This is a genomic window from Rhodococcus sp. (in: high G+C Gram-positive bacteria) (assembly GCF_049286785.1).
Taxonomy (GTDB): Bacteria; Actinomycetota; Actinomycetes; order Mycobacteriales; family Mycobacteriaceae; genus Rhodococcus_F.
On sequence record NZ_JBAQEO010000932.1, the window covers coordinates 1 to 10,579 of the forward strand.

13 protein-coding genes are annotated in these 10,579 nt (G+C 66.4%); 5 read left to right on the forward strand and 8 right to left on the reverse strand.

Annotated elements, in window-relative coordinates; all coding sequences use genetic code 11:
• Together WAW17_RS33830 and WAW17_RS33835 are read left to right on the forward strand one after the other, a co-directional pair.
• A partial coding sequence (locus WAW17_RS33830) for an integrase core domain-containing protein (protein WP_422337199.1) occupies positions 1-132 on the forward strand: 132 nt, incomplete at its 5' end.
• A 60-nt stretch (positions 133-192) separates the two neighbouring features.
• A complete protein-coding gene (locus WAW17_RS33835; RefSeq protein ID WP_422337188.1) occupies positions 193-1,020 on the forward strand; it encodes a siderophore-interacting protein in 828 nt (275 codons plus the stop codon).
• A gap of 74 nt (positions 1,021-1,094) precedes the next feature.
• Here the strand turns inward: WAW17_RS33835 and WAW17_RS33840 are convergent, their stop codons facing one another.
• From WAW17_RS33840 to WAW17_RS33850, 3 genes are read right to left on the reverse strand one after another with little or no spacing between them, the layout of a single operon-like run.
• On the reverse strand, positions 1,095-1,541 hold the full coding sequence (locus WAW17_RS33840; RefSeq protein ID WP_422337189.1) for a DUF6918 family protein: 447 nt from the start codon (positions 1,539-1,541) through the stop codon (positions 1,095-1,097).
• A gap of 45 nt (positions 1,542-1,586) precedes the next feature.
• Positions 1,587-2,588: an o-succinylbenzoate synthase gene (locus WAW17_RS33845; RefSeq protein WP_422337190.1), complete on the reverse strand. Its 1,002-nt coding sequence runs from the start codon at positions 2,586-2,588 to the stop codon at positions 1,587-1,589.
• Positions 2,589-2,592: 4 nt separating this feature from the next.
• Complete coding sequence (locus WAW17_RS33850) at positions 2,593-3,246, reverse strand: PaaI family thioesterase (RefSeq protein ID WP_422337191.1); 654 nt, start codon at positions 3,244-3,246, stop codon at positions 2,593-2,595.
• Between the two features lie 95 nt (positions 3,247-3,341).
• Between WAW17_RS33850 and WAW17_RS33855 the strand changes: the two genes are divergently transcribed.
• Genes WAW17_RS33855 through WAW17_RS33865 form a run of 3 tightly spaced genes read left to right on the forward strand, consistent with a single transcriptional unit; the run spans position 3,342 to position 5,122 of the window.
• Positions 3,342-4,235 carry a 1,4-dihydroxy-2-naphthoyl-CoA synthase gene (locus WAW17_RS33855; protein WP_422337192.1) on the forward strand — a complete coding sequence of 298 codons (894 nt, stop codon included), beginning with the start codon at positions 3,342-3,344 and terminating at the stop codon, positions 4,233-4,235.
• Positions 4,236-4,270: 35 nt separating this feature from the next.
• Positions 4,271-4,720, forward strand: coding sequence for a hypothetical protein (locus WAW17_RS33860; RefSeq protein ID WP_422337193.1), 450 nt, complete (start codon positions 4,271-4,273; stop codon positions 4,718-4,720).
• Positions 4,721-4,723: 3 nt separating this feature from the next.
• Positions 4,724-5,122, forward strand: a complete 399-nt coding sequence (locus WAW17_RS33865) for a VOC family protein (protein WP_422337194.1) — start codon at positions 4,724-4,726, stop codon at positions 5,120-5,122.
• A gap of 24 nt (positions 5,123-5,146) precedes the next feature.
• Here the strand turns inward: WAW17_RS33865 and WAW17_RS33870 are convergent, their stop codons facing one another.
• From WAW17_RS33870 to WAW17_RS33890, 5 genes are all read right to left on the reverse strand, one after another.
• Complete coding sequence (locus WAW17_RS33870) at positions 5,147-5,509, reverse strand: hypothetical protein (RefSeq protein ID WP_422337195.1); 363 nt, start codon at positions 5,507-5,509, stop codon at positions 5,147-5,149.
• Between the two features lie 2 nt (positions 5,510-5,511).
• Positions 5,512-6,261, reverse strand: a complete 750-nt coding sequence (locus WAW17_RS33875; RefSeq protein WP_422337196.1) for an ABC transporter ATP-binding protein — start codon at positions 6,259-6,261, stop codon at positions 5,512-5,514.
• Positions 6,258-7,001 (reverse strand): ABC transporter ATP-binding protein, encoded by a 744-nt coding sequence (locus tag WAW17_RS33880; RefSeq protein ID WP_422337200.1) that lies wholly within the window; start codon positions 6,999-7,001, stop codon positions 6,258-6,260. The genes WAW17_RS33875 and WAW17_RS33880 overlap by 4 nt, the downstream gene beginning before the upstream one ends.
• 10 nt (positions 7,002-7,011) lie before the next feature.
• The gene (locus WAW17_RS33885) at positions 7,012-9,279 is read right to left on the reverse strand and encodes an ABC transporter permease (RefSeq protein ID WP_422337197.1); all 2,268 of its coding nucleotides are present in this window, start codon (positions 9,277-9,279) and stop codon (positions 7,012-7,014) included.
• A 55-nt stretch (positions 9,280-9,334) separates the two neighbouring features.
• The coding region (locus WAW17_RS33890) for an ABC transporter substrate-binding protein (RefSeq protein WP_422337198.1) at positions 9,335-10,579 on the reverse strand (1,245 nt) is incomplete at its 5' end.

Sequence of the window (10,579 nt, forward strand, 5' to 3'; positions counted from 1 at the left end):
GACGCGGCCCGCTCGGCCACGTACCAGGCTTGGCTCCATCACTACAATCACCACCGACCCCACACCGGACTCGACGGCAAGTCACCTATCGACCGCGTCGGCGTTCACAACGTCCCCACGAATTACATCTAGCCCGCTGATTGGTTAGGCTCGCCTGACATATCGCATCGACCCGGGGAAGAATCCGCAGACATGGCTCAACGCAACAAGTTCGTCAAGCCCCGGAGTCGCCGGATCGCGACCGCCCGAGTGGTCGCCGGAAAGCAGATCAGCCCCAACTTCGTCCGGGTCACGATCGCGGGCGACGAACTCGGATCGGTGACCCCGATGGGCTACGACCAGTGGTTCCGCATGTTCATCCCGCAGCCCGGCCAGACCGTTCTGAGGCTCCCGTCGACCTCGAGCAATCTGTGGTTCGCACAGTTGAAGCTGATGGCCAAAGACACCCGTCCGATCGCGCGGAGCTACACGATCCGCGACTACCGCGCCGCCGGTGCCGGGTCGTTCGGCGACACCACCGAAATCGACATCGACTTCGCGTCCCACGGTGATCCGGGTCCCGCGTCCGCGTGGGCCCACATCGCGTCACCCGGTGACCCGGTCGCGGTTCTCGACGAGGGACTCATCTACAACCCGACACCCGGCGCCGAATGGCAACTGCTGGTGGGCGACGAGAGCGCGCTTCCGGCGATCGCCGGGATTCTCCATTCGTCGCCCGCGGATCTCCGGGCCGAGGTGTTCATCGAGGTCGCAGATGCCGATGACGCCCAAGAGATTTCGGTGGGCGAGGACGTGAACGTGCACTGGCTGGTGCGTGAGGACGCGGCAGCGAAACCCGGCGCACTGGCCCTGGACACGGTACTGGGAGCCGATTTACCGGCCGGGCCGTCGTACACGTTCGTGGCCGGTGAGAGTGCACTGCCGACGGCGCTGCGCCGACACCTGGTGAACGAGCGGCACGTTCCCAAGAGCGATATCGCGTTCACCGGGTACTGGCGCCACGGGCATGCCGCCTACTGACACGTCAGCCACCTACCGACACGAGAACGCGGCCCGGAAAATCCGGACCGCGTTCCGACGTCGGCCGTGCGGATTCAGTTGGCGTGCTTCTGGACGAGATCGCCCACACGCGGAAGAGCTTCGATCACATTCTTCTTGGCCGAGGGACGCAGCGAGGAGTACACCTTCTTGACTGCACCGCGGTCGCTGGCCTCGATGCGCTCGTCGGTGACGCCGAGCAGCGAATCCGCCACGTTGTCACCGCGGGCCACGAGGTACTCGGAGAACGAGACCTGACCGGTGGCAGTGAAATCCTGCCAGAACGGCTCGAGCTTGGTGACGAATGCCGGCAGCAGGCCCTCGATCGCGTCCGGCACAATCGACGGTCCCACCTTCTTGACCGCGGCGTATCCGCCCTTGAGTGCCAGTCCCGAGGCCCCCGACTTGTCCGAAACCTCCGCGTCGATCAAGGTCCGGACGTCTGCGATCACCGCAGGGACGCGCGACTCGTCGAGCAGGGTTTCGTTCAGAGCTGCAACCACTTTCAATGCCTCCGTGTTGACTGAGCGATCAGGTCCGGCCAGACACTATACGAAAAGCGGCGGGTCACTGCGATCGAGCAGGCCATGACACCGCGCCAGCCGCTCGAACCACCACCGGGCCCGGCCGGGATCGGCGGCGAGCGCGGCCAGGCGAGCAGGGTCCGGGGTGACGATTCCGACCGGAAGATGTCCGTCCACCAGTTCGCGTGGTGGCGCCACGTCCTCCTCGAAGAGGCCGCCCGTGCCCAGTCCACAGGCGAACCGCAATTCGGGAAGCGCCGCGGCGGCCGCGATACCGGCGGACATCCCGACAGCAGTGTCGAGTGCACTCGTCACCACCCCGGGCACGCCGTACGACGACAGCTCTTCGGACAGCGACAGCAGCCGGCGCATCCCGCCGAGCGGGGCGACCTTCACGACGGCCACGTCTGCACCGCCGGCGCGCACCACCTTCAGTGGATCCTCCGCGCGGCGGATGCTCTCGTCCGCGGCCACCCGCACGCCGGGCACCCGGCGCCGCACCTCCACGAGTTCCGGGACGGTGGCGCACGGCTGCTCGGCGTATTCGAGCGGACCGCCGCGGGTCAGGGCACGGAGCGCGGCCTCCGCCTCGTCCACCGACCATCCCCCGTTGGCGTCCACGCGGACGTTCGGGATCAGCTCCCGCACGGCCGCGACCCGGGCGACGTCGTCGGCCAGTGTCTGGCCACGTTCGGCCACTTTCACCTTCGCCGTCCGCGCGCCGGGATACCGTGCCAGCACCGCCGGAACCTGATCGGCATCCACGGCCGGGACGGTCGCGTTGACGGGGACCTTCTCCCGCACCGCCGCCGGCGGCCCCGCCCAGGCAGCTTCGATCGCGGACAGCAGCCAGTTGGCCGCCTCCTCGTCCGCGTACTCGGGGAAGGGCGCGAACTCGCCCCACCCGGCGGGACCACGCAGCAGCAGCGCCTCGCGCGCGGTGATACCGCGGAACCGCATCCGCATGGGCAGGCTCACCACGACGGCGTCGGCAAGGACGTCGTCGAGCGACGGCAGGGACGTCACCGCGTCAGGGCTGACCGGGCAGGAGTTGGATCATCAGCGCTTCACAGTCGGCAAGCAGCGTGTCCTCGCGCATGAGCCGGGCAGTGATGAACGTCTTGCGCCCCTCCACGCGGTCGACACTGCCCTCGACGGTAAGGGGTGTGTTCAGCGGGGTGATCGCCCGGTAATTGACATGGAGGTACCCGGTGCGGCTGATCGGACGCCCGTAGGCGTGGACGATCATTCCCATGAGGTCGTCGAACAGCAGAGGCAGGGTGCCGCCGTGCGCCGCACCGTTGCCACCGAGGTGGTAACGACGGAACACACCCCGGCTGCGTACCCCGTCGGGCCCGAACTTGTCGATGGTCCACGGCGGCATGAGCAGGCTGCCGCGTCCCGGCAGTTCGATGGTCCGGCCCGCTGTGGCCCGTCCTTCCGAGGCGATATGCGGTTGCAGGAGCTCGGCCAGCGCGTCGATCCGGTCTGCAGCCTCGGCCACGACGTCGTCGGGGGCGTTGATCGACACCGCGAGATCCTGCAGCGTGCGCATGCCCTCCACGAACCGGCCCCAGTCCGGTCCGGGTGTGGCCGCCTCGAACTGGGGGAATCCGCCGTGGTGCTCGTACTCGTCGTCACCCTGGCCGTCGACTCGCGCGGGAACGGCGCTCGGCTCACTCATGGATGCCGCTCGGTTCACTCATGGATGCACGGTAACGCGCGACCACGGCAGACGTCCTGCGGCCCTCTGGCATCGCTACACATATCCTCGATCCCGTGACCTTCAACCCGCAGCATTGGCGCCCCGTCCCCGGCTTCGAGAACCTCACCGACATCACCTACCACCGGCACGTCAGCGAAGGCGTGGTGCGGGTGGCGTTCGATCGGCCCGAGGTCCGCAATGCGTTTCGCCCGCACACCGTCGACGAGCTGTACCGGGCCCTGGACCACGCCCGCATGACCTCCGACGTCGGTGCGGTTCTCCTCACGGGCAACGGACCCAGCCCCAAGGACGGCGGCTGGGCGTTCTGCTCCGGTGGCGACCAGCGCATCCGGGGCCGCAGCGGCTATCAGTATGCAGAAGGAGAAACCGCGGACACGGTCGACAGGGCGCGCGCCGGCCGCCTCCACATCCTCGAGGTGCAGCGACTCATCCGATTCATGCCGAAGGTGGTCATCTGCCTGGTCAACGGCTGGGCCGCGGGCGGCGGGCACAGCCTGCACGTGGTGTGCGACCTCACCCTCGCCAGCCGGGAGCACGCACGGTTCAAGCAGACCGATGCCGACGTGGGCAGCTTCGACGGCGGATATGGCAGCGCCTACCTCGCGAAGATGGTGGGCCAGAAGTTCGCCCGCGAGATCTTCTTTCTCGGCGAGACGTACACCGCGGAGGAAATGCACCGGATGGGCGCGGTCAACAAGGTGGTCGACCACGCCGAACTCGAGGACGTCGCGATCGACTGGGCCGCCAAGATCAACGGCAAGTCCCCGCAGGCGCAGCGGATGCTGAAGTACGCGTTCAACCTGCAGGACGACGGCCTCGTCGGCCAGCAACTGTTCGCCGGTGAGGCAACCCGCATGGCGTACATGACGGATGAGGCCGTCGAGGGCCGCGATTCATTCCTCGAGAAACGCGAACCCGACTGGAAGCCCTATCCCTGGTATTTCTGACCCGGCAGCCGATATCCGTCGGGCAGACTGACCACATGACCATCGACTGCGAACAACCCGGCTCGGAGCATCGTCGCCCCGAGGGGACGAGCGACGACACAGTGGCAGCGCTGGGCAAGTTGTCGGAGGCACTCGAGACGGTCGAGCGAGCGCGCGGGCAACTGTATTCGTTTCATCAGCTGATCGGCCATGCGGACCTCCAGCTCGGCGAGGCCGTCGACGCTCTGCGCGAGGCCGGCCACGCGGAGGTGGCGGACCGGCTGCGGAGCGAGCTGGTGGGCCGCAACGTCCTGGCGGGGCGCTGGACGTTCCAGGTGGTCGAGGAATTCGACGACAGCTACTGGACCGTCTTCCGCGATCAGGAGCGCGCGGCGCGCGGCGAACTGGCCGGAGGCAGACGGCACCTGTTCGAAGCCGAAATGAAGGAAGAGCGACGTACACACGGCCGGCCGGGTCACGAGTCCCGGCCGAGCGAAGGAGAGTAGCGGGTGGAAATCCTCAGCAGCAGGACGATTCTCCGTCCGAAGGACTACGCGACGACGCTCGGCTTCTACCGCGACATCCTGGGGCTCGCCACCGCACGTGAATATCCCGGTGGCACCGTGTTCTTCGCAGGCCAGGGGTTGATCGAGGTGGCAGCGCACGGTGGCAGCCGGGCCGACCGGTCGATATTCAACGGCGCCCTGTGGTTGCAGGTCCGCGACCTGACCGCCGCGCAGACCGGACTGGTTCTGGCCGGAGTGAAGATCGACCGGGAAGCGCGGCAGGAGCCGTGGGGACTGTACGAGATGTGGATCTCCGATCCTGACGGCATTCCCATCGTCCTGGTGCAGATACCCGACGACCATCCCATTCGCCGCGATCCGCGCGCCCCGAAGCCGGAGTGAGTACGCGGATCGCGATGGACGGGCTCAGTCGCGACGGATGAGTGCGGCGCTGATCTGATCGGTGTGCGCCTGGCCCTCGAGCAGCTGGCGAACCAGCCAGAGACGCAGCACCTTCCCGATCGCGGCGGCCACGTAGAGCGCCGCACCGCCCACGGTCAGGGCTAGAAATGCCATCGTCAGGATCTGGGACGACACGATGTCGCGCAGGTCCGACTGGGTGAGCGACGCGACGTACGTGACGAACGCCGAGACCGTCCCGATGATCATCAGGGCGAGCCCGACGAACCGGATCCGACCGTCTGCTCCCCCGCTCCGGCCGGACCCCACCTTCAGTCCCTCGATGTCCTTCTTGAATTGCTCACGGCGCTCGTCTGCGAGTGCGGTCATCGTCACCCTCCTAGGTAGCTGGTTGATAGTTCACGATCGATCTCGTGCGGATCTCCGATCCGCACCACACGGCCTTGCAGGATGAGCGCCGCGGTGTCCGCGATGGGGAGTACCGCCCGGGCGAACTGTTCCGCCACGACGATCGAGAGGCCCTCTGCCGCGAGTTGCCCCACGACCTCGTACATCTGGGCGACGATGCGCGGAGCCAGCCCCATCGACAGTTCGTCCAGCAGCAGTATCGATGGACCGGTCCCTAGTGCCCGGGACAGCGCCAGCATCTGCTGCTCACCACCCGACATCGAGCCCGCCAGCTGTCCGCGGCGTTCGCCGAGGACGGGAAAGCGGGTGTACGCCACGTCCTCGAGTTCGGCGAGGTCCACCCCGGTCCCGGTGGCGACCCAGAGGTTCTCGCGCACCGTGAGATTCGGGAAGATGCCCCTGCCCTCGGGTATCGAACACACCCCGATACGGGCCAGCTCGGAGGCGTCGACGCCGTTCACGACGCGTCCGCCGAAACGCACTTCCCCGTGCGCCGGCGGCAGGATGCCCGCACACACCTTCAGTGTGGTCGTCTTGCCGCCGCCGTTGGGCCCCAGCAGTGCGACAACCGTTCCGGCCTGCAGCACCAGATCGACCCCGTGCAGCACCTCGATGGGCCCGTAGCCGGCACGCACGCCGGCAAGTTCCAGCAGAGGTGGCTCCGGTGTGCGCAGCTCCTGGGACGGTCCGGTCATCACGGTTCCGATGGTCATACCGCTTCCTCCTCGGTGCCGATGTAGGCGGCGATCACCTCGGGATGGGTGCGGATGAGCTCCGGAGCGCCGGACGCCAGCACCGCCCCGTAGTCGAGAACGTGGATCGTGGAACAGACCTTCATGACCAGCGGAATATCGTGCTCGACCAGGCAGATGGCGAGGCCGTCGGCCGTGAGCCCGGTCAGCAGTCCGGCGAATTCCTCGGTTTCCTGCTCCGTCTGCCCGGACGCGGGCTCGTCGAGCAGCAGTATCCGCGGGTCGCTCATCAGCGCACGCGCCACCTCCACGACTCGCGCACGCCCGGTCGGGATGTCGGAGACGTCCCTGCCTGCCACATCCGTCAGCCCGGTGAGTTCGAGTAAGCGATCCGCCTCGGCATCGACGTCGAACTTCGCATTGCCGTTGGCCCGGTGCATGTCTCCGGCCACCCGGAGGTTGTCCCGTACCGACAGCGACACGAACAGCTCGAGTCGCTGGAAGGTGCGGGCCAATCCCAGTCGCGCACGCTTGTACGGCGCCAGGCGGGTCACGTCTTCACCGCCGAGGAAGACCCGGCCCTCGGTGGGCTTCTGGAGTCCGGTGACGGTGTTGAACAGGGTGGTCTTGCCGGCGCCGTTCGGCCCGATCAGCCCGGTCACGACTCCCGGGTGGACGGCGATGCTCACATTGCGAACCGCGACATGACCGCCGAACCGTACTGTGACGTTGCGGGTTTCGAGGAGCGGCGCTTCACCGATCCTCGTGATGTCAGCTGCCAAGACCGATCAGCTCCTTCGCCGGCACGGGTACGCCGGTCCGATACGCGGGGATGTCGAGTTCGCGGTCGAGAGCGGCGCGCGCCTCGGCGGTGTACGGCTCGTCGATACCGATCGACTCCGGCGGTGTCGACCTACGCCGGGCAGCCTCCTCGGGCCCCAGCACGGCCGCCGGCATGACCGACCTTCCGACCACCGGCAGCAGGAAGAGCGTGGTGACGGCGATCGCCGCGAACCACCAGTTGTCCAGGATTCCGGTGAGCGCCAGCACGTAGGCCGCGGCAACCACGGCGGCACCACCCACCAGGACCGGTGTGGCCTTCACCAGGTGCCGGTACCCCTCCATCACGTCGTGCACCACACCGCTCGGGTTCTTGCCGACGCCGATACCGATCAGCGCCGGGCTGACCGCGGCGATGTTGCCGAGCAGCAACCACAGGCCCTCGAGTTCGGGCTGCGCGGACGCCAAATTGGTGAACGACACCATGATCACGGAGAAACCGATTCCAGCCATGACGCCGCCGAAGAGAGCCCCGGTGACGTAACCGATCCCAGCCACCACTGTCAGCATCAGCAAGGTCAGACTGACGATAATCGAGAAGTTCTCCGTCGCAACGGATCCCATCGCGCTCGACATCAATATTCCACCGAGTCCGGCGATCCCCGCCGAGAGCATGAACACGCTGAGCTTCAGTTTCACCAGGTTCTGACCGAGCATCGCCGATGCGGCCGGACTGTCCTTCATCGCGGCCAGTCGCCGGCCGTATCCACTGTTGCGCAGCGCGATGATCGCGATGCCCAGCACCGAGAACAGTGCCGTCACCGTCATCAGGAACACGGTGTCGTCGGCGAGGTCCAGGGGGCCCACCTTCAACGGGGGCACAGACAGGGAGCCCTGGGTGAAGAGGGAGAACTCGACACCGAACAAGGTGTGAACGGTCGTGTCGCGAAGCACCATGTTGCTGAGGAACACCCCGAACGCCATCGTCGCCAGTGCCAGATACAGACCGCGCAACCGAAGTGCGGGCAGCGCGACCAGTCCGCCGATCAGCGCGGTGACGAGCACACCGAACAGCACTCCCCACACGTTCAGGTGTGCCGCCAGGCCGGTGCCGCTGATCCCGAAGTGGAACGCGACCATGGTGGCGATGGCACCGAAAGACAACGGCGCCAGATTCATCTCGCCCGCGTAGCCCGTCAACAGGGTCAGCGAGAGCGCGATGATCGCGAAGCAGATTCCGATGGTCAGTGTGGTGATCGCCGACTCCACCATGAGCAGGCGCAGCAGGTACACGGTGATCACCAGAACCACCCCCCACGTGACAGCTCTGCGCACACTCGGCACGCGGTACCGCTCACGGGTCCGGATGACGGTGCCCCGCAATCGGTCCTGCGGCAGAACGATGAGAACGACGAACAGGGCGATCATGGGCAGCGACACCCGCAGATTGCTGGTCCACGTCCAGCTGGTCGGGAAGTAGGCCAGCACGTACGTCCCGGCGAGACCCAGGATCACGGCACCGAGGAAGGTCCGCGGGATGCTGCGGAGCCGGCCGAACATTGCTGCGGCGAACGCGTCGATCACCAACAGGGTGAGCATGTTCGCCTCGAGGGTGCCGCCGCTGATCGGGGTGATCAGGATGCCCGCCAGTACGGCCAGCGCCGAACCCAGGGCCCAGGACAGGCCCGCGAGACGTTCGGGCCGGTGACCGTTGAGCCGCAACAGATCCGGGTCGTCGACCACGGCGCGCATGGCCACACCCGAACGGGTACGGACGAACAGCACCCGCAGACCGGCCGCGATGAGAGCAGCCACGATCACACACAGCAGCTCATGCCACCGGACGGTGGCCCCGAAGAACGAGAAGCTGCGATCCGCGAAGAACATCTGCATCGAGCGCGCCTTCTCCGGATGCCAGAACCAGTGCGAGACCGACAGCATGCCGAGCATGATCGCCACCGTGACGACGATCTTGGTGACCTCTGCGGTGTCGCGCAGACCCCGCATGATCACCACGTACAGCAGCAGGCCCATGAGTGGCCCGAAGACTCCCAGAACCAGCACGAGCGCGACGGAAGTCGGCAGATCCCAGCCGTAACGGAGCTGCCAGTAAACGAAAGCACCGAGCATCGCCTGAGCGCCGTGCGCGAAATTGAAGATGCCGGAAGTGTTGTAGGTGAGTACCAGACCCGACGCCGCGATGGCGTAGACAGCGCCGAGAACCAGACCCAGGATCGTGAAGGTCAGGAAAGTATCCATGGTGAATCCTCGTTCGGGGAGGCCGGCAGCACCCACGCCGCCGGCCTCGATCGGATCAGGACCGCGGTGAAATCACGGCAGGATTCATGTATTTGGTCGCGATACGGTCGGGGCCGAGATCCGTGCCCCACGTGCTCGGATCAGTCTTCACGAGATACTCGTCCTCGCACTGGAATTCCGCGGCCTTGGTCGGGAATTCCTGCGAGTACTTCTCGCCCTCGAGCCCGACCATGAGCCCGCACTTGGCAGGCAGATTGGCGCCCGGGTCGGTCACGGCGTGCAAACCACCACCGTCCCACTCGTGAATCCGGGACAACTCGTCGATCATGCACTGACGAGTCAGATCCGACCCGCATTCCTTCGCCGCGGTAGCCCACAGCAGGAATGAAGACGTCGACTGCATACCGAGCAGTGCCGTCTTCCCGTTGCCGGCGGTGACCAGATCGACATACTTCTGCACGGCCCGAACCTCGTCCGCGTTCTCGAGGAGCTGGAAGGTCGAACCTGCGTTCAAGTTGTCGAGCAGACCCGAACCCGCGTTGAACTCGGCAACACTCGCCCCGTACCACGTGGCCTCACCGAGGATGACCGGGTCCAGTCCTACCTGCTGCACCGCCTTGTAGAAGTTGAGTTCGGCCGGTACCGGTGAGCGGGACGTCCACAACCCCTTGGCGCCGCACTCCTTGACCTTCTCCGCGAAGGGGAGGTAACTGGCCTCGCCTTCGTAGTTCAGTGTGATGCCGCAGTCCTTGAGAGTGAATCCGGCCGCCTCCGCGAGCGAGGCCGACTTCCTCAGTGCCGTGATGATCGTCGGCATCGTGGAGCCGACCAGCGCGAAGTCGGTCTTCAGCTCGGGATTCATCTCACCCATCTGGAACCACGCCGCGCCGTTGGCGTAGTCGACCGGGAACGGCACACCCTGATAGGTCATCGGCCCGTTGGCGGCGTCCGGGGACACCGTGAAACCGGGAACCGCAGCCAAGTTGCACGCCACCCGGGTCTGCTCGGCCGTCTGATCCATGGCGAAACCGTGTCCGACGAGCATGAACTGGGACGCGCACGCATCCTGCATCACCGAGTTGGCCTGCGTCATCGCAGCGTCGTAGTCCGTGCCGACGATCGTGCGGCCGTTGATGCCACCCTGGGCGTTGCACCAGTCGATCATCGCCGTGACCGCATCGCTCATCTCCCGGTTCAGGCCCGGACTCTTGGCGTACCCGCGGTCGTCGCCGTAGCCGATCTTGATCTCGGTGTCGGTGACACCCTGATCCGTCGCCCCCTTCGCGTCGCCCTCACCACA